Source organism: Streptomyces niveus (assembly GCF_001723055.1).
Lineage (GTDB): Bacteria > Actinomycetota > Actinomycetes > Streptomycetales > Streptomycetaceae > Streptomyces > Streptomyces niveus.
On sequence record NZ_MDCR01000185.1, the window covers coordinates 16,615 to 38,861 of the forward strand.

General features: G+C 69.6%; 28 protein-coding genes and 1 pseudogene. 21 read left to right on the plus strand and 8 right to left on the minus strand.

Features of this window, described 5'->3' with window-relative positions; all coding sequences use genetic code 11:
- Positions 1-237 precede the first annotated feature (237 nt).
- The 21 genes from BHU15_RS21770 (at position 238) to BHU15_RS21870 (ending at position 16,244) form a co-directional block, all read left to right on the plus strand.
- On the plus strand, positions 238-993 hold the full coding sequence (locus BHU15_RS21770) for a DNA-methyltransferase (protein WP_069628737.1): 756 nt from the start codon (positions 238-240) through the stop codon (positions 991-993).
- A 269-nt stretch (positions 994-1,262) separates the two neighbouring features.
- The gene (locus BHU15_RS21775; protein WP_069628777.1) at positions 1,263-1,841 is read left to right on the plus strand and encodes a DUF4913 domain-containing protein; all 579 of its coding nucleotides are present in this window, start codon (positions 1,263-1,265) and stop codon (positions 1,839-1,841) included.
- Positions 1,838-2,323 carry a hypothetical protein gene (locus BHU15_RS21780; RefSeq protein ID WP_069628738.1) on the plus strand — a complete coding sequence of 162 codons (486 nt, stop codon included), beginning with the start codon at positions 1,838-1,840 and terminating at the stop codon, positions 2,321-2,323. The genes BHU15_RS21775 and BHU15_RS21780 overlap by 4 nt, the downstream gene beginning before the upstream one ends.
- On the plus strand, positions 2,320-2,997 hold the full coding sequence (locus BHU15_RS21785; protein ID WP_069628739.1) for a hypothetical protein: 678 nt from the start codon (positions 2,320-2,322) through the stop codon (positions 2,995-2,997). The genes BHU15_RS21780 and BHU15_RS21785 overlap by 4 nt, the downstream gene beginning before the upstream one ends.
- Before the next feature lie 186 nt (positions 2,998-3,183).
- Positions 3,184-3,873, plus strand: a complete 690-nt coding sequence (locus BHU15_RS21790; RefSeq protein WP_069628740.1) for a hypothetical protein — start codon at positions 3,184-3,186, stop codon at positions 3,871-3,873.
- A 36-nt stretch (positions 3,874-3,909) separates the two neighbouring features.
- Positions 3,910-4,665 (plus strand): hypothetical protein, encoded by a 756-nt coding sequence (locus BHU15_RS21795; protein ID WP_069628741.1) that lies wholly within the window; start codon positions 3,910-3,912, stop codon positions 4,663-4,665.
- Between the two features lie 185 nt (positions 4,666-4,850).
- Positions 4,851-5,165, plus strand: coding sequence for an SH3 domain-containing protein (locus tag BHU15_RS21800; RefSeq protein WP_069628778.1), 315 nt, complete (start codon positions 4,851-4,853; stop codon positions 5,163-5,165).
- Positions 5,166-5,237: 72 nt separating this feature from the next.
- Entirely contained in the window at positions 5,238-5,687 is a 450-nt protein-coding gene (locus BHU15_RS21805; RefSeq protein WP_069628742.1) for a hypothetical protein, read from the plus strand.
- Positions 5,684-6,136 carry a hypothetical protein gene (locus tag BHU15_RS21810; RefSeq protein WP_069628743.1) on the plus strand — a complete coding sequence of 151 codons (453 nt, stop codon included), beginning with the start codon at positions 5,684-5,686 and terminating at the stop codon, positions 6,134-6,136. The genes BHU15_RS21805 and BHU15_RS21810 overlap by 4 nt, the downstream gene beginning before the upstream one ends.
- Positions 6,137-6,146: 10 nt before the next feature.
- Complete coding sequence (locus BHU15_RS21815) at positions 6,147-6,569, plus strand: hypothetical protein (RefSeq protein WP_069628744.1); 423 nt, start codon at positions 6,147-6,149, stop codon at positions 6,567-6,569.
- A gap of 25 nt (positions 6,570-6,594) precedes the next feature.
- Entirely contained in the window at positions 6,595-7,443 is an 849-nt protein-coding gene (locus tag BHU15_RS21820; protein ID WP_069628745.1) for a winged helix-turn-helix transcriptional regulator, read from the plus strand.
- Positions 7,440-7,967 (plus strand): hypothetical protein, encoded by a 528-nt coding sequence (locus BHU15_RS21825; protein WP_069628746.1) that lies wholly within the window; start codon positions 7,440-7,442, stop codon positions 7,965-7,967. The genes BHU15_RS21820 and BHU15_RS21825 overlap by 4 nt, the downstream gene beginning before the upstream one ends.
- A gap of 56 nt (positions 7,968-8,023) precedes the next feature.
- Entirely contained in the window at positions 8,024-9,211 is a 1,188-nt protein-coding gene (locus BHU15_RS21830; RefSeq protein ID WP_255293170.1) for an MFS transporter, read from the plus strand.
- 27 nt (positions 9,212-9,238) lie between these two features.
- Positions 9,239-9,565: a hypothetical protein gene (locus BHU15_RS21835; RefSeq protein ID WP_069628748.1), complete on the plus strand. Its 327-nt coding sequence runs from the start codon at positions 9,239-9,241 to the stop codon at positions 9,563-9,565.
- A gap of 73 nt (positions 9,566-9,638) precedes the next feature.
- Complete coding sequence (locus tag BHU15_RS21840) at positions 9,639-10,928, plus strand: ATP-grasp domain-containing protein (protein ID WP_255293171.1); 1,290 nt, start codon at positions 9,639-9,641, stop codon at positions 10,926-10,928.
- Positions 10,912-11,691 carry an SPDY domain-containing protein gene (locus tag BHU15_RS21845; protein ID WP_069628750.1) on the plus strand — a complete coding sequence of 260 codons (780 nt, stop codon included), beginning with the start codon at positions 10,912-10,914 and terminating at the stop codon, positions 11,689-11,691. The genes BHU15_RS21840 and BHU15_RS21845 overlap by 17 nt, the downstream gene beginning before the upstream one ends.
- A 21-nt stretch (positions 11,692-11,712) precedes the next feature.
- Entirely contained in the window at positions 11,713-12,591 is an 879-nt protein-coding gene (locus BHU15_RS21850) for an SPDY domain-containing protein (RefSeq protein WP_069628751.1), read from the plus strand.
- A 29-nt stretch (positions 12,592-12,620) separates the two neighbouring features.
- Positions 12,621-13,109, plus strand: coding sequence for a hypothetical protein (locus BHU15_RS21855; RefSeq protein ID WP_069628752.1), 489 nt, complete (start codon positions 12,621-12,623; stop codon positions 13,107-13,109).
- 59 nt (positions 13,110-13,168) lie between these two features.
- On the plus strand, positions 13,169-13,951 hold the full coding sequence (locus BHU15_RS21860) for an SPDY domain-containing protein (RefSeq protein ID WP_171908414.1): 783 nt from the start codon (positions 13,169-13,171) through the stop codon (positions 13,949-13,951).
- Between the two features lie 39 nt (positions 13,952-13,990).
- On the plus strand, positions 13,991-15,010 hold the full coding sequence (locus BHU15_RS21865) for a SpaA isopeptide-forming pilin-related protein (RefSeq protein ID WP_069628754.1): 1,020 nt from the start codon (positions 13,991-13,993) through the stop codon (positions 15,008-15,010).
- A 1,015-nt stretch (positions 15,011-16,025) separates the two neighbouring features.
- Positions 16,026-16,244, plus strand: a complete 219-nt coding sequence (locus BHU15_RS21870) for a hypothetical protein (protein ID WP_141726854.1) — start codon at positions 16,026-16,028, stop codon at positions 16,242-16,244.
- Between the two features lie 477 nt (positions 16,245-16,721).
- Here BHU15_RS21870 and BHU15_RS21875 read toward each other — a convergent pair whose 3' ends face one another.
- The 8 genes and pseudogenes from BHU15_RS21875 to BHU15_RS21910 all read right to left on the minus strand — a co-directional run bounded on the left by BHU15_RS21875 (position 16,722) and on the right by BHU15_RS21910 (position 22,178).
- Complete coding sequence (locus tag BHU15_RS21875; protein WP_069628756.1) at positions 16,722-16,982, minus strand: hypothetical protein; 261 nt, start codon at positions 16,980-16,982, stop codon at positions 16,722-16,724.
- A gap of 61 nt (positions 16,983-17,043) precedes the next feature.
- Positions 17,044-18,033 (minus strand): quinone oxidoreductase family protein, encoded by a 990-nt coding sequence (locus BHU15_RS21880; protein WP_069628757.1) that lies wholly within the window; start codon positions 18,031-18,033, stop codon positions 17,044-17,046.
- A 99-nt stretch (positions 18,034-18,132) separates the two neighbouring features.
- Positions 18,133-18,990, minus strand: coding sequence for an aldo/keto reductase (locus BHU15_RS21885; protein ID WP_069628758.1), 858 nt, complete (start codon positions 18,988-18,990; stop codon positions 18,133-18,135).
- Entirely contained in the window at positions 18,987-19,421 is a 435-nt protein-coding gene (locus tag BHU15_RS21890; RefSeq protein ID WP_069628779.1) for a cupin domain-containing protein, read from the minus strand. The genes BHU15_RS21885 and BHU15_RS21890 overlap by 4 nt, the downstream gene beginning before the upstream one ends.
- Before the next feature lie 132 nt (positions 19,422-19,553).
- Entirely contained in the window at positions 19,554-19,877 is a 324-nt protein-coding gene (locus BHU15_RS21895; protein WP_069628759.1) for a carboxymuconolactone decarboxylase family protein, read from the minus strand.
- 50 nt (positions 19,878-19,927) lie between these two features.
- A pseudogene (locus tag BHU15_RS21900) lies at positions 19,928-20,911 on the minus strand (aldo/keto reductase).
- 258 nt (positions 20,912-21,169) lie between these two features.
- Positions 21,170-21,610: a cyclophilin-like fold protein gene (locus BHU15_RS41475; RefSeq protein ID WP_069628760.1), complete on the minus strand. Its 441-nt coding sequence runs from the start codon at positions 21,608-21,610 to the stop codon at positions 21,170-21,172.
- Positions 21,611-21,782: 172 nt separating this feature from the next.
- On the minus strand, positions 21,783-22,178 hold the full coding sequence (locus BHU15_RS21910; RefSeq protein WP_069628761.1) for a nuclear transport factor 2 family protein: 396 nt from the start codon (positions 22,176-22,178) through the stop codon (positions 21,783-21,785).
- Positions 22,179-22,247 lie beyond the last annotated feature (69 nt).

The window sequence follows — 22,247 nt, forward strand, 5'->3', positions numbered from 1 at the left end:
AAAACTGTAGGCCCGGAGCGCCGGTCAACCAAAAAGTCGGCGTGAGGTACCGGAATCCGACCCATCAGCGGTGCGCTTTTTGGTCGACCGGCGTTTCGCCCCTACAGTTTTTGGATTCCCCTCGCCCCTCTGTCCGCTGCCGCGAGCTTTCGTGTTCGCCGTTGCGACCGGCCGGGATTCCTCTGTGCGACGGGAAATCCTCACCCTCACCCTCCCCACCCGAATCGGGGTTCCTCTTTGCCTTTTTCCCTGCACCAGGGGGACGCGCTGAGCGTCCTCACCACCTTGCCGGAGGACTGCGTCGACTCCGTGATCACCGACCCGCCGTACAACAGTGGTGGCCGGACGGCGAAGGAGCGCACCTCCCGCTCCGCGAAGCAGAAGTACACCTCCGCCGACGCCCAGCACACGCTGCCGGACTTCACCGGCGAGAACATGGACCAGCGCTCCTACGGGTTCTGGCTGACGCAGATCATGACCGAGGCCCACCGGCTGACGAAGACCGGCGGCACCGCGCTGCTGTTCACCGACTGGCGCCAGCTCCCCACGACGACGGATGCGATCCAGGCGGCCGGCTGGCTGTGGCGCGGGGTACTGGCCTGGCACAAGCCGCAGGCCAGACCGCAGAAGGGCCGCTTCACGCAGAACTGCGAGTTCATCGTCTGGGCCTCGAAGGGTCCGGTCGACGCCGCCCGCAACCCGGTCTACCTGCCCGGCCTCTACAGCGCCTCGCAGCCATCCGGCGCGAAACGGCAGCACATCACGCAGAAGCCCGTCGAGGTGATGCGCGAGCTGGTGAAGATCTGCCCCGAGAAGGGCACGGTGCTCGACTTCTGCGCCGGCTCGGGCTCCACCGGTGTCGCCGCCCTCCTCGAAGGCCGGGACTTCATCGGCGTGGAGAAGACCGAGACGTACGCGACCATCGCGGCCGACCGGCTCACCGACACCGTCCGCCAGACCCTCGGCCAGGACGACGTCATCCTGACCGCCTGATATCTCAAGTCCCTTGCCGTGAGGGCGGACTATGCCCCGTTGCTTGGTCGGCGGGCTCTGGCTCCATGGTGTTGTAGCACGGGTTCGCCGGTTGGCCAAGCCGGTGTTTATCCGGACCGTTGAAGGCGTGTTCGTCCGATGGCCGTGTCTTCAAGGAGGCCCTTATTTCCATGCCCGAATCCGTATCCGGCCCCGATGACGGGGAATTGGACCCGGTCCGTATCCCTGACGGTGATCTCGACGGTGTCGAGGCCGGTGTCAGGAAGCTGATGGAGCGCTCCGCGCTCCAGGCCCGGCAGCTCGAACACCTCGCCTCCGCGCCCTCTCCCGCTCCTGGTGGTGCGTCGCCGTTCGCGGCGTTCGGTCTGCCGGGATTCAACGGGCCGGGCCCGGCTCCTTCGCCGGAGCCGCGTCCGATTCTGGAGCTGGAGGGCGAGGAGTACGAGGACGAACTCGACGGCCTCGGCGACTGGGTGGACGATTTCCTGCTGCCCGTCTACGGGGCGGAGGTCACGACGGCGGCCCCGTGGTGCCCGCGGTGGCAGGAGCACGACGGTGTCGTGGCGTGGCTGCACGCCCTGTGGCTCGCCTACCAGCAGCACAAGGACCCGGAAGCGGGTCTGGCCGGGATGTTCGTGTGGCACCGCGACTTCCTCACCCACGCCATGGCCGCCGTGCGGGCGCCGGGTGGTCCGCTGTCGGCGTGCATGACCTCCCCGGACCGGCCCACACACCGTCTGCTGCCCGGCCCGCCGCCCTCGGCCCGCACGCAGGAGAACTCCTCCGCACCGGCAGCGGAGCGGGAGCCGGAGCGGGAGCCGGATGAACCGTCCGGGCCGGTGTCGTGAGGGCGGGGCAGCAGCCTGCGTACGGGCTGAGTTTCGACCCGCGCGCCCTGACCGACCTGTTGCAGGCGCCGGGCGACATCCGTGATCTGGCGCTCGCCCAGCTCCAGGACGTCGTCCACGCCGAGCTGTTCGGCCGCAAGCTGACCGGGGACCTGTCCGGGTACCGCAAGCTGGCCCTCGACTACCGCAACCAGTGGCGCCTCGTCTACGCCCTGCGCCCCGCACCACCAGCAGGGGCGCACCGTATGGAGATTCGTGTGGTGGCTGTCCGGCCGCGCGCCGGGAACGACATCTACGACACCGTTGGGCGTCGTCTGGGGATGGCTCGCCGGCCGCTGAGTGCCCGTACGCACGCGGCCCGCTCCCGTCCGCCGCAGTTGTTGGCCCGCCGGCCGGTTCCGAAGCCGGGTCCGCCGCCCCACGCAGCCCCCGGCCCTGCTCATCCCGTCCCATTCCCCACTGTGAAGGGCTCTGCCCGTTGACGACCTATCCCTCCCTGCTCGACTCCCTCGCTAGCGCCCTGAACCAGGACCCGGTGGTGCGGGAAGTCCCGCACCATCGGGCCCTGCTGGATGCCCACGCGGAGGTCCAGCGGCTTGACCAGCGGCTCCTCGCACGGGCGAACCGTCCCCGCAACGGTGATGGTGGGTTGCTGGAATCGCTGATCGACCTGCTGGTGGAGCGTCTGGCCGCCGGTATCGAGCTCAGCCGGCTGCTCTCCACCACGGCATGCTGCCAGCCGGACACCGGCGCCGAAGGCGCCGGTACGCGGGGCGACTTCTGCGCTTGGGGCCAAAGCTCCGACGAGCATGACGGTGATGGCGGAGCCGACGACTCCGGGGCGGAGGACGGCTTCTCGTCCTGCCCCGAGGATCCTCCCGGTCTTCGGTGCGTGGTCCGTGCCGCGCTGCATGTCTTTGACGTCGTCGGGGCCCCGGAGACGATGGCGTCGTGGGACCTTGTGGACTGCCTGAAGGATCTTCCCGGGCTGGCTGAGGAGCGTTGGCCGTACGCCGAGTTGACGCAGTCCCGGCTCGCCCAGCTCATGGCCCCCTTCGGTGTCTTCACCCGCAAGGTCTCCGACTTCGACGGGCGCCGCCCGAGGTCCTACCGGCGGCAGGACCTGCTGGCCGCGGTGCCGCACAACGTGCGCTGACCTGCCCTCGTGCACGGTCACCCGCCGGGTCAGGGAATCACCTTGTGGCTTCGAAGGACTCTGCCGGCGGGCGCCGCCTGATGCGGCTGGGCCGCACGCAGGCCCTCCGCCGGGTCTTCTTGCTTCTCTCCTGGACCGGCGGACGTCATCCCCCTCCATCCCTTTCCGCCTCTACGGAGTCTTCTCTTGTCCTCTCGCCCGCCGGAGGCGCCGTTGAAGGCGCTCACTGATCTGGACCACCGCATCGAGGCGGCGGTGGGCCGTAGCGTCGACACCTTGTGGGAGCAGTGCGACCGCGGTCTTCTCGACGAGTCGCACACCCGCCTGGTCGAAGCGCACCGTGCCCTGGTGCAAGCGGTGACCGGTGTGACGTTCTACCGCACGCTGCTGGGCCGTCTGGCCGGCGGGGAGTTCCCCGTCGACCAGGCCCTGTTCGACCGCATAGACCGTACGGTCGGCCAGTTGGAGGAAGCGGCCGGTACCCGCGACGAACGCCAGAAGGCGACAGTGGCGGTGCTGGAGCGCGTAGAGGCCGACGCCCCCCGCGCGAACCCGGCAGGCGTGGAGTTGTCCGCGCCGGACTTCGCCGCCCTGCTGGCCATCGCCCGCGGCGCCCACCTCCGCCGACACCTGCTCACCAACCAGCTGTCGGTCGTCACCGCGTCCGGGACCCGTATCCCGCCGTCCGTCCTCGGCAGGCTGGAGAAGAACGGGCTCGTCGAGCGCGACACCGCACATCCCGCCATTGCAGGCCAGCGGGTCACGCTCACCGACGCCGGACGCACCACTCTGACCGGCCGCCGGCCCGAGGGCGCCGCGGCGACGCGGCCCCCACCGAGGGCCGGAGCGTGGCCCGCTCCGCGCGCCCGCAACTGAACACCCGGCCCGAGTACGGGCCGGGCGAAAGGCTGCATGACCATCTCCGCTGATTTTCCTGAAGAGGGCCGGCGGGGTCGCCGTCCTGAACTCGACCTCCGTCTTGACGGATTCGTCGCCGCCCGTGGGAGGGCCGAAGCGTTCTCTCGCCAGGTCGGACCCCTTGAGCTGGATCTGATTCCGCTCGCCGAGCATCACACCTCCGACGGCGTACACAGCTTCTATGTGCTGCACGACGCCGCAGCCACCTGGGGTATTCCAGGTGAGCCCCAGTGTGTCGGTCTTCACCTGCACCGGGACACGCACAGGCGGACGTTCGACTTCGAGAAGGCGACTCTCCCGCTGGCCGCGATGGTGCAGTCCTGGCTCATCCACCGTGGCTGTCCGCCGGACGCCATCGGACTGAACCCAGAGCTGGGGCCACCGCCGGCCGATGAGGCGACGCGTGCTCTGGAGGCGCGGCTCATGGGCGACGGGGACCACTTCGCCTGCGGGTACTCCTATACGCGCGACGACCCTGGCGACCCGGTCACCGTGGTCGCCCTGCGCGCCCTTGACGAGCGCGCACCGTCGCCGTTCCGTGTCGTGGTCGAAGAGGTCGACTTCGAGGCGTGGACCCACACCCTGCGTGAGGGCGGTTTCGACACGGTCGAAGACGCCCTCGCATGGTGCGAGGACCGGCTCGGCGGCAGCGCCGGCCCTCTGCCGCCCGTCGCTCCGGCTGCGTTTTCCGCCCGCCGCCCCCGGATGCCGAAGGCGCCTTTCCCGCGCCCGCCCGGCCGCTCCCGCTGAACACCTGAATCCGGTCGGCGCGGCGAAACATAGCCGACGATCGCCGGTTGGGCAAACCGGCCATTCTCCGGACTCTTGAACAGCCGCCGGGACACCAGTCACGGCCACTTACCACTCCCTTTCCCTTTTCCTGCACGGAGGCTCTTTTCCGCATGCGCTCAACCCGAATTGTCATACCCGTGACGCTGCTTGGCGTACTCGCTCTGCCGGCGACCGCGGCATCCGCGGCGACAGCCGCCCCGGTGTCCGCGCCGGTCACCGCCGTGGCGGAGCGGCCGTGTGAGCGGCCCGGTCCGTGGGTCATCGGCACCAAGGCGGTCACGATCCGCTCGAAGGCGACGACCAAGTCCACCGCCGTCGGCGTGCTCTACAAGGGCCACAAGTTCACCGTTCACAAGACGAGTGGGAACTGGCACTACATCACCGACCGGACGACCGGCGTCAAGGGCTGGGTGTCCGGCACCTACGTCTACCGCGACGTCCGCATTTGCCTCGACTGACCCACCTTCCTTAAGTCCGGCGCCCGGTCTGCGCGCCGGCGTGGATTTCCATCTGGGTGAAAGGAATTCGCAGTGAACGACGGCAGCGACGACGTTCTCGGTGTCATCACCGAGCAGATCGAAACCCGCTTCGGTGTGAGCTTCACGGCTCTGCGCGGGGCAGTTGAGAAGTCCCCGGACGCCAACCCGCAGGCGGCGCAACTCGTGTACTGGCACGGCATGCTCAGCCAGGCCCAGACCGCTCTTGAGCGGGCGGAGGATGACCTCCTCGCCGTCCTCGACACCGAACCGGGCCCGCTCGGCGACCCGGTGCTGGATCTCGCCCAGCGTGTGAACTCGGCCGTCGCCGTGCGCGACGGACGGGCCCTGATCGTCACCCACCTCCTCGAACCCCACACCACCGTCGTACGGGGCACCGGTACTTCTGCCGCTCGGCGGCGCGGGCCGGCGCTGCGCACCTCACAGCCCGCGTCCGTGTCCGTCCCGGCAGCACCGGTGCCGGCGAAGGGGGTCGGGCTGTGAGTACGAGGGCGAAGCCCAGCAGTCAGGACGGCCGTCTCGCCGAGATATTCGGCGCGCCGGTCGCCGAGTTGTACGAGAGGGCCGCTGTCACCCCGGGGGCCGCGGCGCTGGCGCGGGCGCTGGAGCTGAGGTCGTTCCTCGCGCTGGCCGAAGAACAGGTCGCCCGGGTGCGCGACCGTGTGCACGAGGCCATGGCCCCGGGCCGTGCCATGGGCGGACTGTCCGCGGGCGACCTGCGGTTCGACGCGCAGTGGCTGGCCGCCGCGCTCGATGCACGCGACGGCTACTTCACCGCGCTCGGTGAGCTGCTGCGCACCATGCCCGCGCAGTCCGATGAGCGCTCGTCCCGTCCGGTGGAGTTCGCTCAGCCGCAGATCACCACCACCTTGCCCCCTACGGCCGTCCCGGCATCACCGCGTGCTGGGGCAGCCCCAGGGCCCCGACCGTGAAAGCCCTCGATTGCCCGACCACACGTCCACCGAGATAGCGGGGCGGATCGAGGACCTGTACGGCGCCCCGCTCACCGACCTCCAAGCTCACGCCCAGGTTCAGCCTCCTGGGATGCTCGCCGCTCTGCTCGGCATGCACCGCGAACTCGCCCTCGCCGAGCGGACCATCGCCTTCCACCGTGACCGTCTAGCCCGGCTCGTCCACCCGGAACGGCAGTTGGGCGGGCACGAGGTGTCGCACGTTCTCGACTGCGCCCGCCGGCTTGCCGAAGCGGTCGCCGTCCGCGACGCCCACGGCAGGGCGACGGCCGACGTACTGCAGAGCCTGCATCGCGTGCCCGCCCCGCAGGGTCAGGCCCCCGCCCACGAACAGGCCGTGACTCCTCCACCTGCTGTTCCCGTTCCGGCTGCTCCCTCCGCCCCATCGCGCTGAAGCGCCCCATTCCCAGGAGTTCCCTTTGGCCACCACCGCCCTGCCACCGACCGTTGACGCGGATGTCGCCCGGGTCACCGAAACCCTCGGCATGATCACCCCCCGGTGGAACGTGCGCGTCCTGCTCGCGCTGCGCGCCGAGCCCCTGCGCTATACCGAGTTGACGGACAAGATGACGTGGCTGCGCGGCGGCCAGCTCCACCCCCGGCTCCGGGCGCTTGGCGACGCGGGTCTCGTCGGGCGCACCGAGCACTCCGTCCACCACGTCACCTACCACCTCACCGGGCGCGGCACCGCGCTGCTGCCCGTGCTGCCGGTGATCGCGACCTGGGCTGAGGAGTTCCTGGAGAAACCGGCGGGGCCCGTTTCGACGGTGCGGAACGTCGAGGACGCCCTCACCCTGCTCACCCGGCGGCACGCCGCGCCGATCTTGTGGGTGCTGAAGACCCGCCGCGAGGCGAGTGCCCGGTATCTGGCGGACACCGTCATGCCCGACGGCTACTGGACCAACGTCTACCCGCCGCTGCGGCAGCTCGTCGACGACGGCCTGGTGGACACCGCCGGCAGCGGGCGCCCGTACCGGCTGACGGCGTCCGGGCACGGTCTGGGAATGGTGTTCGGCGTGCTGTCCGCGTGGGCCGCCGGACGGCCCCTCACCCACGCCTCCCGGCATCCCGTCTGGGGAACACCGGACACCAACACCCCCACGGAGCCAGGGACGTGGGTCAGCCGCCAGTCCAGGCTGCCGGCCCCGCCGCTGCGCCCGGCTCTGGAGACCGGGACACCACGGTCCGACTTGTCCTCCGGCCTGTTCTCCCACGCTGCCCCGGCCGACCCGAAGCCGGCTCTGGCGGCGGGAGGCCCGCGTCGATGAAGACACCGCCGCTCACTGACATACGCCGAGCCGTCACGGCGTTGTCCGAACCCGCGTTGATCCGTCTGATCACCGAGATCGACGACAACGGTCCCGTACCGCCTCGGAGTTCGGGCCGTATCTTCCCGGACTTTGCCCCGCACCGGATCCGGCACGCCACCGAACGGGCGCACGCCCTCGGTCTGGTTCACGCCAGGGTGGGCGGCGGGCTCGGGCTCACCGAGTCCGGCGTCCTCCTGGCCGAGGTGTACGACGTGACCGCCCGCTGGGCCAGACGGCACGCCTACCCGGCCCCCACAGGGGACTTCACCGGCCGTATCCGCCACACCTTCGCTCTGCTGGCCGAACCACGGGTCCACGCCGCTCTCACCAACGGTGAACCGTCCTCGCTGCGTACGAACGCCGGCACACCGGAGTCGGAGGTGGTCGAGCCCGGACTGGCCGGGCCGTGGCGGCTGCTGATGCAGTGGATTCCGGCCAACCCACGGGCGGCGGGGTTCGCGGCGGGCGAGCTTGCCGCGTGAGACCGCCCACCGGAGCACGGCACAAGCGCCGCCCGGGGCCTGGTCTCGTGCGGGGTGTGTATCTTCCCCGGGCGGCGGACGCGGGTGCGTTCAGCCTGGCCACGTACGGGATTCCGATGCTGGTGCTGGCCACCACCGGCTCGGCCGCGCTCACCGGGCTCGCGTTCGCGCTGGAGTGGATCCCGCGCCTGACGGTCGTCACGTTCGCCGGGACTCTTGTCGACCGGCACGGCCCCGCCCGCGTGTTCCGACTCGCCTCCACGCTCCGGGCCTTGGTCGTGCTCGCCGCCGCGGTCGTACTTCCCGCTCAAAGGGGCGGGACGGAGGTGACGGTCATGGTGCTCGCCGCCGCCAGTGGGGCGTTGTCTCAGTTTTCCTACGTTGCTGCCGAGACGACCGGTGCCGACGCCAGTCGCCAGGCCGGGGATCGGGCGCACCGGGTGCAGTCGGTCCTCCTGGGGGTGGATCAGACCGCGCTGTTGGCCGGGCCCGCGCTCGCCGGACTCCTGGTCCAGTGGACCGGTTCTACCGGACTGCTCACCACGTGCGCCGCGTTTTCGCTGATGGCGGCCGTACTGATGCCACCGCCTAGCGCGGCATCCGACACTGCTGCTTCCGCCTCGGCGGAGCCGGTACACGCGCGGGGGTTTCGGGCCGGCTGGTCGGTGCTGCGGGAGCGCCCGGCGTTGGCGTGGCTGGTGGGCGGGTTCGTCGTGTCGAACCTTTCGCTCGGGCTGCTCCAGGCGGCGACTCCGGTGATCGTCGTGCAGCAGCTGGGGTATTCCACCGGCTCGGTCGGGCTGATCTGGTCCGCCGCCGCTGTCGCGTCTCTGTTGGCCGTCGCCGTCTGCCGCGGTGCGATCAGCCGGTGGGGACTGTGGCCGGTGGGGGCCGTGTCCGCGACGGTCGCCGCCGGTGCGTGTCTCGCCGTCGCGCAGGCCACCACCTACAGCGCGTATCTCGTCCTGGTGGCCGTGCTCATGGCCGGTGAGGGCGGCCTCACGGTGGTCTTGCGCACCCTGCGCTCCCACCTGATCCCCGCCCGCGTGTTCGGCGCGACGCTCGCGCTGACGATCCTCCTGCTCCTGGCCCCGTTCCCGCTCGCCGGCCTCCTGGTCGCCGCAGTCCCGCCCGCACAACTGGTCCACGCGCTGACCGTCTGCGCCGTCGTCCAGGCCCTGGCGCTCGCGGTCACCTTCGCCCGCCTGCGGACCCTGCCCGGCCTGCGCCTCGAACACCCCTGATCCCCCTCACCACCGGAGAGCCTCCTCATGCCCATACCGGCACAGCAGAATCTGCCCGGCCTCAGCCTGCTCCCGTACGCGCGGAAACCGTCCACGCTCGCCGAGCAGTTCGCCGACTTCGACCGCGAACACCCCTGGGTCTACCGCGCGTTGGAGCAGCTTGTGTCCCAGCGCCTCGCCTCCGGCGCCCGCCGGGTCGGCATGAAAGCTCTGTTCGAGACCCTGCGCTGGCGTCATCCGCACGGGATGAAGGGCCTCAACAACAACTACACCGCCTTCTACGCGCGTCAGTTGCTCGCCGCCCACCCCGACTGGGCCCCGGTGATCGAGATCCGACGCCGACGCACCCCGTAGACCCGCACTTCCATACACCCCGGCCACGCACGACGGCCTCTCGCACTCACCCTTGATCTTCTGGAGCTGTTCCTTGCCTTCTCGTCCCACTGTTCTCGTCGTCGCGCCCGCGGACGAGGCGCTGCGCGGTTACTGCCTGGATCAGGTGGCAGCCGCGTACGACATCGTGCTGATCACCGGCAGTGCCCCGGCGTGGGAGCGCCGCTGTATCCGCGACGTGGAGATCGCTGACCCCGCCGACGAGCAGGCGCTGCTTGCCGCCGGGCGGGCTCTGGCCGCGCGTCACACGCTGGACGGGGTGGTGACGTGGTCGGAGTGGGACCTGGTGAACGTGGCCCGGCTCGCCGAGTACCTGGGGCTGCGTACGAACACCCCGCAGGTGATGCGTGACTGCCGGAACAAGGCCGTGCAGCGCACGTTGTTCGCGCGTCACCGGGTGCCGTCGGCGAAGGCGATGACCGCACGCACTCTGCTGGAGGCGGCGCTGGCGGCGGAGACGATCGGATACCCGGTGGTGCTGAAACCGGCGGCGTACGCGGCGAGTATCGGCGTCAGCCGCGTCAGCAGGTCCGAACAGCTCCCCGGCGGCTTCGACTTCGCCCAGGCCGGCGCCGCACACAGCCGTGAATCTACCGCCGTGTTGGTCGAGGAGTATCTCGACGGCCCGGAGATATCGGTCGAGTGCGTGACCTACCGCGGTACGACGAGCGCGGTCGCCGTCACGCGTAAGACCCTCGGGGCCGCGCCGCTCTTCGAGGAGATCGGCCACTCGGTCGACGCCAACGACACGCTGCTCCCGCAGGTTGGACCGGTCGCCGCCAGCGCGGTGCGGGCCCTGGGTTTGACCGACGGTATCCAGCACGTCGAGATGCGCCTCACCGATGCGGGTCCGCGCCTGGTCGAGGTCAACGCGAGGATCGCCGGCGACCTCATCGGTCACCTCGTCCAGCTCGCCACCGGCATCGACCTGCCGCGTGCCGCCGCCGACATCGCGTGCGGCACCGCGCCTGACCTCACCCGAACCCGCCGTACGGCGGCCGGTATCCGACTGCTCTACCCGAACGTGTCCGGCACGCTCACCGCCCGGCACCTCACGGACGGGTTCTTCGCCCATACGCCGTGGCTGCGGCAGGTTCACTGGCTGCGGGAAGTCGGCGACGCCGTCGCTCTGCCGCCCGCCGGGTCCATGTACTCCGCCCGCGTCGGGTTCTTCACCGTCACCGGCACCAGCACCCGCCAGGTCGAACAGCGCACCCGCCTCGTCCTCGACCAGCTCACCCTCACCACCACCCCGACCCCTCAGCGCCCGATGCCCGGGCGCTCGCACCTTTCGGAAGCAGGGCCTCGTGCCGACCGATCTTGACTCCTCCGGGCCGGACGACCCGGTCCTCGTCTCACCCCGCTACCTCGCCGGCCCCGGGCTCGAACAGCCATCGCACGCAGCGGCGTTCGCCTGGTCGAGCCTGACGAACGCCGACTGGAGCACGTACACACCGGACAGCGGGCCGCTGCTCTGCGCCAGCCCGTGCCAGCTGGTCCGCACCGCCCGCCTGCCCAACCAGGCTGACAGCTGGAGGACGGCTGTCTACGAGGACGCGCTCGTCGCTGCCTGGTGGACCGCAACCTGGAGCGCGGAGACGCCGGTCGAACTGATCGCGGACTTCCACCACGCCCTCGCCGAGGCCCATGCCACCGGAACACTCCACTCACATACCGGTGCCACGGATGTTTCCCTGCCCCTGTTGACCGCCAACTGGAGACACACCGTGGACGGGCGCGGCGAGAGGTTCACCGATCCCACCGGCCTCGCGAAGGTGACCAACCACCGGCTGCGCCACGGCGGAGAGGCATGGCGCTTGACTGTGCTTCCCGAAACGAGGGGCAGTTGCCGGTGGAGCGCCAGCTTCAGCAGACAGGTGCCCAATGTCCTCGTCGCCGCGGTCACGGCCTCCCTCGTCGCCGCGACGCCTGTGCACCGCACGGCTGGCCAACTGCCCAAGGAACTGCACCGCCACTTGGTGACCGAACCCGCCCCGCCCTCCGCGCCGGACCGGTCCGAAGCCGTGGTATCGGCTCCCGTACGCCCGCCCGACGGCCCCGGTCACAGCCCCGCCCGCCGGCGCTGACCACGACAACCCTGGACATCTATGCGTCAACCTGAAACGGCCGAACCCTCCGAGGCCGAACTCGACGGGGATGTGTTCGTCTCTCCGCGTCATCTCGCCGGTACAACAGGGGTCGGGGATCCCGGTCTCGCACCTCTGCTGGCGCTCGGCTGGGAGCTGCGGCGCGACGACCTCGCCAACGTGTTCGTCACCGCGCCCGACCGGAAAGTCCGCCTCGGCTACCTGCCCGAGGGCGAGGACGACGGCCTGTGGCGCATCAACGCCTACAACGACCTCTTCGCGCCGCCGGTATGGGGCGTCTGTTTCAACGACTCCTGCCCGACGGAGTTCGTCACGGCCTTCACCACCGCCCTCGCCCACGCGTACGAGCAGGGCCCGGACGCCTACCTCGCCGCGCCCGACCCCGGCCACGCGGACCGTGACCCGTTTCTCGCGGTCGTACCGCTCATCGACCGCGGCTGGCAGTTCGACCGGCCCCACCACAACGTCTTCGCCATCCGCTCGCCCGACAAGCTGGCCACCCTGGAATTCACCACCGGCCATCTCAATTCCGAAGCGGAGCTGACCACGCGGGATGCCCGCTGGCACCTGTGGGCCGGCGCCTCCGCCCACCGTCCCTTCTGGTACGCCACCGCCAGCACGGATACCCCCGTGCCCCTGCTCACCGCGGTCACCGAATGCGTCTCGGATCCGGCGCCGCTGCCCCGATGGCGCGCGGAGACCTTCAGCTACGTCAAGGGCATGACCCGTCTCACGCCGATCGTCCAGCCGGGCCCGGCGGTGCCGACGCCGCTCGATGTCCGGCGGGCCGTCTCCCGCCGCCCGGCCGCCTTGCCGGCGGCGAGCGTTCCGCGCTGGAGCACCACCAGCCGCCCGGCACTGCCCGGACCACGCCGATAACACGGCCCGATCCCGACCGGAGCCCCTTCTTGTCCCTGCAGGCCCCCGAGTTCTTCGCCGAGCTGTGCCTCCCCTTCCACGACAGCACCGTCGTCGGCAACACCTACTACGCCACCCCCACCCCGGGCACACCGCTGCGGCTGCGGATCGACTTCAGCACCACCATTTACGCCGACACCTACGGCGGCCTGCGCCTGACGGTCGTGCATCCCGACCGGGGTGTGCTCGACACGGTCGCCCTCAGCTTCCTGGACCACGGCACCTTCCACCGCCGCGACGAGGCGGCCAACACCCGGCCGAACACCAAGGAGTACGGCACCTTCGACAAATACCACCGCCCCGGCCGGCCACCGTGGGAAGGCGCCATCACCACCGGACTGCGCGACGCCATCGAGCAGTACACCGCCGTCGGGTTCCCCGGCGCCTGGACCCCATCCGCACCGAACCGGGCCGCAGGACCCACCGCCAGCACGGCCCCCGCCCCGTCGGCCGCGCGCAGTGACGCCCGCGCCCGCTGACCCTCCGTCCGAACCCTCCGCACGGCGCTGCGCGCGCACTTCCCGGCAGGAGACCCCTGGTGCCATCCGACCCTCCGAAGAAGAATCCCGGCCCCGAACAGACGGTGAAGGTCCTTCCCCGCCACCTCGCCGGCCCAGGTACTGCCGATCCCTATATAGCCTGGCCCTTCCCGTTCGACGAAGACTGGACACTGCATCAGCTTGAGAACGGGACGGCCTTCGCCGTCAGCCCCTGCCTACGGCTCTGGACTTATCTCCACCTCGAACCCGGTACATCCCGCCGGGGGACGTGGACGATCGCCGCGAACCGCGTCCGTTTCGGCCCGAGGGCCTGGCAGATCACCTTCGACGCCACGACCCCCATCGAGTTGCTGCACGACGTTCACGCCGAGCTGCTCGACCTCTACCTAGAAGACCTGCACAGCGACCAGGACCACCTGTACGGGGACACGACACCCGCCTACGAGGCGTACGCGCCGCTGTTCGCCCAGGGCTGGGGCCACAGCGTCAGGACCGACGGCACCCAGACTTTCCCTTCCTGGGACGGACTCGCCGGAGTACGGCACCACTACGCGGCCACCGGTTCCGACGTGCCCGAGTGGATGGCCTGGGGCGGGCATCTGAGGGAGCCGCTGTGGCAAGCACGCTTCTCCACCGGCACACCCACCGCCCTCATCGCCGCCTTCACCGCCTCCCTCATCTCCACGGTGCCCCTCCACCGCACCCTGCCGGACACTCCGTCGCAGTTCCGCCGCCACCTCTACCTCGCCACACCTACGCCAAACCCGACCCCCGGCGCACCGCCCGCCGCCTTGCCACCGGGTCCGAAGCGAACCCGCTGACCGCCGTCACCCGCCCAAAGCCCCTTCAGGAGTCCGTACTTGCTCACCCGCACCTTCGCCCCAGCCTTCGCGACAGCCGCCGTCACCGCCGTGACCGGCAGTCTTCTCTGGGCCCCGGCCGTATCCGCCCAGACCCCCGAACCTTCCCCGTCCACGTCCGTGCCCACCCAGGACAGCTCGGCAGAGGCCGAGACCGGTGGTGTCCGGATCCTCAAGAAGGACCCCGGCGGCGACGTCATGACCGGGGCCGCGTTCACCCTGCTCGACACGACGGGCGCGGTGGCGGGGAAGGGCACGACGGACGCGCGCGGCCGGCTCGCCTTCGACGACCTCGCCCCCGGGGTCTACCGGTTGAAGGAAACCTCCTCCGGCAGCCCGCTGCACACCACCGTGCCCGACCGGGACGTCGTCATCCCCCCCGGCACCACCATTCCGCTGACGGTCGTCGACCCGTTCAAGCCCGCCACCGTCCTGTTGAAGACCACGGACGACAAGACCGGCAAGCTCCTGGCCGGTTCCACGGTCAACATCGGCACCGGCACCACGACCCTCCTCACCCTCACCACACGCTCGGACGGCACCGCCACCGCGCCCCTTCCGGTCAACGCCCGTAACGGCGAGACCTTCTGGGTCCGGCAGATCAAGGCGCCGGCCGGCTATGACCTGTACAAGCCCGCCAGGACGTTCACCGCTGGACCCGGCGCGCCGGTCACGGTGACCGTCACCAACGCCAAGACCCACACCACCCCGGACCCGGACCCCTCGGACAAGCCGACACCCCAGCCCACCGGCACACCGTCCACCCCTGCGGACAATCCGAGCAGCGGCACCGGCGGGGCGAAGCCCACCGGAACGCCCGGCACCGACTCCTCGCCCACCGTGGCCCCGGCTGGCGAAACGACGCCGACGGCGCCCGCCGGATCCCTCGCCCATACCGGCTCCGATGCTGCCCCCTGGCTCCTCGGCGCTGGGCTGCTCGTTGCCGTTGGCGGCGGCGCTCTGATCGCCGGCCGCCGTCGTACTGACGACTCCGAGGAGACCGTCTCGCCCGAGAGCTGACCCGACCCGGCCGTTTAACCGAGCCCCCGGAATCCCCGTGATTCCGGGGGCTTTGGCGTTGCTGGTCAGTGGTGTTCGGGTGGCGCTTGGACGGCTGTGAGATCCGGTAAGTCCTCGTCATACGACCGACGCTGAGCCATCGATCTGAGTTGAGCGTGAAACGGGAGGCGGCTCGGCCACGTCCGCGGTCACGCCGCTCGGCGTCTCTCCCGCTCCAGTCACTCTGCCTCTGCGGGCGGTTAGGATGTTTCTGTGGATCTGTCTGTGCTTTGGCTTCGTGGCCCTCGGCCAGTGGACGGGACAGGAGCCTGGGCGCTCAAGGTGACGGCTCCCCCGGCACTGGCTGCTCTGGCGCAGAGGATCTTTTACTCTCCCTGGATGGCTGGCGAATCGCAGCATCTACTGTCAGGACTGCATCTACATCCTCTGATGGCGCTCTGGCGCACAGTGGAAATCCGCCCTGGCGCTGGCCGCGGCGAGTCGAGCACGCTTCGTGCAGCCCTGAGCGCTGAACGCCGATGGGAACGGACACGAAGTTCCTTCCTCATGCGGTCCACGCTCACGTCGTTGCATGCGGTTGCAAGCGACTGGACGACCGGCCCTGCGACCTTCGAGCGACGGCCGCGACTGTCGTCCGTCCCTCCCTTCGACGGCCCTGCCGCAGGTTGGGCGGTCCGGGTGACGGCGGGAGTTGTCGAGTGGTGTCGCTCACTCTGGTCTGCTGAAGCTGCTGACTGGGCAGCCTTGGTTGCCGACTTGGCGTACTGGCGGCGTACAGCTGACGAGCTGTGGGAGCTGCTGTCCACTCGGGTGGGCCTGCCGCCCGAGCCTGCGGAGGCGGTAATCCTCGAATCGTCGCCGTGCGGAATCCGACGGCTGACGGCTGTCCGCGTACCTCGTGCTCCGGGATCTTGGCGTGCTCCGTCGATCCCGAATTTGAGCGTGCTCGCCGCAGCCTAGACCTTACGTCCGGGCGCGCGAGCGTCATGGACAGAGAGGTCTGAAGGTGTTCAACGTGTTCGAGGTGCCCGTCTCATCGACGGCACTGTTCATCCTCATCCTCATGCTCGCCTTCGCCGTGGTGGTCGTGCCTCCGGCCGTGAGCGTGGTGAGAGGCTGGTGGGCGATCCGGCTTCGCCGATGGGGTGTTGAGCTGCGCGATGCTCGGGCGCGGTTCGCTGCACGGGTGCGCGAGGCACTGCGCCGTTTCCTGGACGGAGGCAACACCAGGTAGCGACATGGCCGGGGGCCGCTCCTCGCACGAGACGGCCCCCGCGCTGGTGCTCTGCTCCCGCCGACGCCCTAGCTTGATCCACAGCCTCGTGAGTCGAACATGTCCTCGCGTTTCGCGAATCTGACCGAAACTGCCAGCGCCAGGCCGATCCGAGTACGTCGAGCCACCGCCGAGCCGTTCTTCGTCTACAGGGCGGCTTTCTCCTGAGGCCGGTCACGGTAGCGGACCGGTTTACTTCGTCCGCCGTTTGTCCTTTGACATCCAATCGAGGCGTTTGACAACGAACCCAGTCGCGCAGAGCACAGTTCTGCTGGAGGGCGCAACGTACGTGAGTTGCCGCTCGACGACTGCCCTTCATGGAGATCTGCGTGCGTCGCCCCACCTTCCAGGCTCGCAGAGCGCGGGGTGGTAGATGGGCGCGGTCTGGACTCAGGTAATGGCGAGAATGACTTCGCCGTGGGCCTGGTGGGAACGGAGTCATTCGGGGGTCTGGGGGGCGGTGTCGTAGGCCAAGACGGTGTCGATCAGGCCCCGTGCGCCTTTGTCGGCGACAGCGTCGAGCAGTTGTTGTCCGGCGGTGGTGATGAGGGTGCCGAGTCCGGCGGGCCGGGTGAAGCGGAAGGACACCCCGGCCGTGCGCAGCTGGCGGCAGGGGAGGTCGCCTAGGCTGACGGTGGACTCGGTGGACTCGGGGTGCGATTTCGGGGCGAAGGTCTGTCCGTTGACGTGCAGCGCCACACTCAGAGGCGTCTCCGTCGGTGCCCTGGCCAGCGCGATGTTGGTCGGGCCGGTACGGGTCTTACACGAACGTGAAGACGATCTTGCCTACGGTATTTCCGGAGCGCAGCCGGTCGGCGGCTTCCTGGTACTGCTCGACATCGAGGGTGGTGTCGATGACGGGCGTGATGTCGCCGCGGCCGACGGCCGGCAGGACCTCGGCACGGAGCCCGTTCAGGATCGGGACGGTCTCCCAGTCCCGGGAGAATCCGAAGGAGACGCCGTGGACGGTGAGGTGCCGGTAGGACAGGGCGTCCAGGTCGATCGTTGTGGCGGGTCCGGCGAGGCGGCCGATGTTCACGACGTGCCCGTCGACAGCGGTCGCTGGCAGGCAGGCGGCGAAGGTGTCGCCGGCGACGTGGTCAAGGACCACGTTCACTCCTTCGTCGTCGGTGGCGGCGAGCACCGCGTGGGTCAGGTCGGCGTCCTTGCCGGTGACGATTACGGTGTCCGCGCCGAGGCGTGTGAGCAGGTCCTTCTTTTCGGTGCTGCGGGTGGTGGCAATGATCTTCGATGCGCCGAGGGTCTTGGCGATCTGGATGCCGATCATGCCGATGCCCGTCGACGCTCCGGTGCTCAGCACACTCTGCCCCGGCTGGAAGCCGGCGATGGTGAGTGCGCCGAACTCGGTCAACAGTGCCGTCGGCATTGCGCACGCCACTTCCGGCGCCAGGGCCTGGGGGCACGGCAGCACGAACCGGTGATCGGCCACCAGGTATCCGGCGAACGCGGAGGGGAAGGTGCCCATGACCGGGTCCCCGACTTTCCAGTCGCCGGCGTCCTGGCCGACGGCGGCGATCTCGCCGGCGTACTCGAACCCGGCGACGGACTCCTTACCGGTGCCGCCGTGGGTGGGGTCGGCTTCGGCGAGCATGGGCAGGTCGGCGTTGTTCGTCGCCGAGGCGCGGTTGCGGATGAGTACCTCGCCGCGTCCGGGCTCGGGGACCGGCACGTCGTCCAGGACCCACTCGGGTCCGCGGCCGAGCAGCAGTGCCTTCATCGTGTCCGTCATATCGGTGCTCCCTTCGTTCTGCCGCCGTCCTGGTGGCGGTGATGCGGCGTGCTGGCGGGCCAGCCACGGCGTGGTGCGCGGCGGCCGCCCGGTGCGGTCTTACTTGCCGCTGTAGACGGGGAAGGCGGCGTGCTCGCCGTAGTCACGCTCGTCGAGGGTGCGCAGCGCGGTCATGTCCGCTTCGGAGATCTCGAAGTCGACGGCGGCGTTGGAGCGCATGTGGTTGGGGTTCGCGGTCTTCGGTAGCGGCTGGGTGCCCAGTTGCAGGGTGTAGCGGATGCACAGCTGCGGGACGCTGACCTCGTACTTCTCGGCGATCGTCTTGATCTGGGGGCTGTCGAGGAGCGTGCCGTGGGCGATCGGCGAGTACGCCTGCACGAGGATGTTCCGCTCCCCGCAGAACGCCAGCAGTTCCTCCGGGGTGTTCCCGGCGTGGAGGAGCACCTGGTTGACGTGGGGGGCGACAGTGCTGTGGGCAAGGATGTTTTCCAGGTCGGACTGGAGGAAGTTCGACACTCCGATGGCGCGGATCTTCCCGGCCCGGTGGGCGTCCTCCAGCGCGCGCCACGCCTGGCGGTTGCCCTCGGCGTAGTCGTCGCCACGGAAATCATCCCAGGGCTGGGGTGCGTGGATCAGCATCAGGTCGATGTAGCCGACGTCCAGCTTCGCCAGCGACTCGTCGATCGCCGCGGTCGCCGCGTCGTAGTCCTTGATCTCCGCGGCCAGCTTCGTCGACACGAACAGGTCCTCGCGGGCCAGGCCGGAGGTCCGGACACCTTCTCCGACGCCGCGCTCGTTGCCGTACGCCTGGGCGGTGTCGATGTTGCGGTAGCCGATCTCGATCGCCGCGCGTACGGCGTCGGATGCCTTGTCGTCGTCGATGAACCAGGTGCCCAGGCCGAGCTTGGGGATCTCGACTCCGTTGGACAGGGCGTAGGTCTCGTTCAGGATGCTCATGCGTTCGCTCCGCTCTTGGGCAGTCGGCCGTACACCTCGTCGGTGACGGGCTCCAGCCATTCGTTGCTGACGTTCTCGCCCGGTGTGATGAAGGCGACGTGGGAGAACCACGCGTCGGCCTTCGCGCCGTGCCAGTGCTTGGTGCCCGTCGGGACGCGGATCGCGGTGCCCGGGGTCATGCTGACCGGCTCCTGGCCCTCGGCCTGGTACCAGCCGCTGCCGGCCGTGCACAGCAGGATCTGATCCCCGCCGCCACCGGTGCCGTGGTGGATGTGCCAGTTGTTGCGGCAGCCCGGCTCGAAGGACACGTTGCTGACCGGGACGCTCCCGCCGGTCAGGGGAGCCAGGTAGCTCTGTCCGATGAAGTTCTCGGCGTAGGCGTCGTTGGTGTCACCGAGCGGGAAGATCTGCTCGAATCCCTGGGCGGTCATGTCGAATGTCTCCTTGATCATTTGCGGCTGCTGGCGGTGATGCGCAGCTTCGGTGCCCACTTGTGCGCGCCGCGACTCGCGGCGGCGGTGACGGGATGCCCCGGCTCAGGAACGGTGTTCTCCGTACCGCGGCTATTCGGCGTCGGCGAGGAGGGCCTTGAGCTGGCCGGCGGCGCCCATAGCGTTGGGCCATCCGGCGTAGAAGGCCAGGTGGGTGATGGCCTCGCTCAGTTCTTCCCGGGTCAGCCCGTTGTCGAGGGCGAGCTTGAGGTGGAAGCCGAGCTGGTCGCTGCGGTAGAGGGCGATCAGGGCGGTGACGGTGACCAGGCTGCGGTCCCGGGGCGAGAGGCCCGGCCGCTCCCAGACGTCGCCGAAGAGGACCTGGTCGGTCAGGTCGGCGAGCTTGGGGGTGATGTCACCGATGGCCTGCTGTGCCGCGGACGGTTCCTGCGACATGGCGTGTCTCCTTGTTCTCTGCCGGGGCCGGCAGGAGGTGAGCGGGGCGGTCACTTCTCGATGAGCTGCCCGTACTCCTCCTGGAAGCAGTCCCCGAGGACCTTCGGGAGGTTGTCGAGCCGGGCGAGCTGGTCGGCGGTCAGCACAAGGGTGTCGGCGGCGGTGTTCTCCTCGACGCGGGAAACGTGCTTGGTGCCGGGATCGGAGCGATGTCTTCACCCTTGGACAGCAGCCACGCCAGCGCCACCTGGGCGGGCGTCGCCTCCGCCTGGTCGGCGACGGCCTGAACCTCGTCGGCGATGGCCAGGTTCCGCCGGAAGTTCTCACCCTCGAAACGGGGGTTGCCCACCAGGGAGTCGCTCGCGTCGAGGTGCTCGATGGAGCGGACGGCGCCGGTCAGGAAGCCGTGCCCGAGTGGCGAGTACGGGACGAAGCCGATGTTCAGCTCGCGAACGAGCGGCAGGATCTCCGCCTCGACCTCCCGCTCCCACAGGGAGTACTCCGTCTGGAGCGCGGTGATCGGGCGGACGGCGTGGGCGCGGCGGATGGTGGCGGGCTTGGCCTCCGACAGGCCGATGTGCCCGATCTTGCCCTCGCCGATCAGCTCGGCCAGCGCGCCCACGGTCTCCTCGATCGGTGTGTCCGGGTCGACACGGTTGCTGGTAGTAGAGGTCGATGTGGTCGGTGCCCAGGCGCCGCAGGGACCCTTCGACGGCGGCGCGGACGCTCGCGGGGGAGGAGTCGACCATGTTCGGCGTCGCTGTTCCGTCGGTGTGGGAGACCAGGCCAAACTTCGTGGCCAGCACCACCTGGTCGCGCCGTCCCTTCAGGGCGCGGCCGACCAGTTCCTCGTTGACGAAAGGGCCGTAGACCTCGGCGGTGTCCAGGAAGGTCACACCGAGATCGAGCGCACGGTGGAGGGTGCGGATCGACTCCGCCTCGTCCGTACCGGCCCCGGTGTAGAAGTCGGACATCCCCATCGCTCCGAGGCCGATGCGGGAGACGTCCAGATTCCTGAGCTTGATGTGCTGCACGGCGGCTACTTCTCCGTTCTCCGGAACATTCCGGAAAGCGTCTCCGGCGCCGCACGCCGGATGATGTGCAAAAGTCCTGGGGCGGAGGAGCGGCCCGTACTTCCGGAATTGCCTACCGGGTTTTTCCAGGGCTCCCCATCACCACGTCATCCACCCTGGCACCGCCTCGCGCGCCCGAAAAGAGGAGGGATTGTTCCGGGGAAGGATCCCTCCCCCCTTACGGGTCGGATCGGCGGATGCGGGCTGGGCGAGGCGGGGTCAGTCGGCGCGGGCGATCGTGACCTGGGCGGCCCTGTCGAGTCCAGTGAAGGCGTCCAGGTCCTCGTCGATCGTGCCCAGCGCCACCATGCCGGGCCCCGGGACCGGTGGGCCAGCGTGCTCGTAGTAGACCGCCAGCCCGGGGCCCGGCGGCCAGTACACAAGCTGACCAGCCTGGTAGTCGGTCAGCATGATGCCGCGCAGGTCCCGCCGGATCGCGCGCAGCGAGGTCGTCACGCTCTCCCAGTACAGGAGCAGCGGCAGGAAGACGAGCAGAAGCACGTCCGGTGGCAGTTCCGTCCCGCGCAGGGCGGGCACGAAGCCGAGCAGGACGCCGGCGGCGAGTTGCAGCACGGGCGCGGCCACCCGCAGCCGGTGGGCGAGGGCCCCGGCCACGAGCAAAGCGCACCCGAGAATCACGACGAACTCGAGCGCGGCCATGGGTCTTCCAACGGTAGGTCTGTCGGGCGGGCAAGCCGGATCGAGCAGATGCCGGCCCGGCCCACTGCCCTTCGCAGCGTTTCGCTGCGCCAGGCTCACACGAGGAGTCCGCTTCCGCGCAGTGCGACGGCCTGGGCGCGCCGGGACGAGAACGACAAGAGGGTGTCGGCGGTCACGCAGCCGGTTCACCACGTGGTGGCAACGGTCCTCTGCGGCACCAGACGCCGTCATGACGGGTGTGGTCGGTGGAAAGGAGCAGTCGCCAGTCGGAGCGGGTTCCGTAGACGGTGGCGTCGGTGACGGTACGGACCGTCAGGCGGGCCGTCCGGTCACCTTCGATCTCCCAGGTGATGTCCTGCTCCGTGATGGAGTGGTAGACGAATCGGTCCTGCCGCATCTGCGCCAGCCACTCGGCCTTGGGCTGTACGTACCCCGTCATGTGGGTGAGGGTGTAGTCCTCCCCGAGCAGGTCGTCGAGCGCCTGGGTGTCACCTTCGCGCATGGCGTCCAGGTAGGCACGGTGAACGTCACGGAGGTCTTCCGGGAGGGGTGTGGCGGGGGCCGGCACGTTGACTCCTTGTGGCTGCGAACTGATGCCGGAAGACGGCATGGAGGTGGCGTCGCAGCAGGTTCGTCA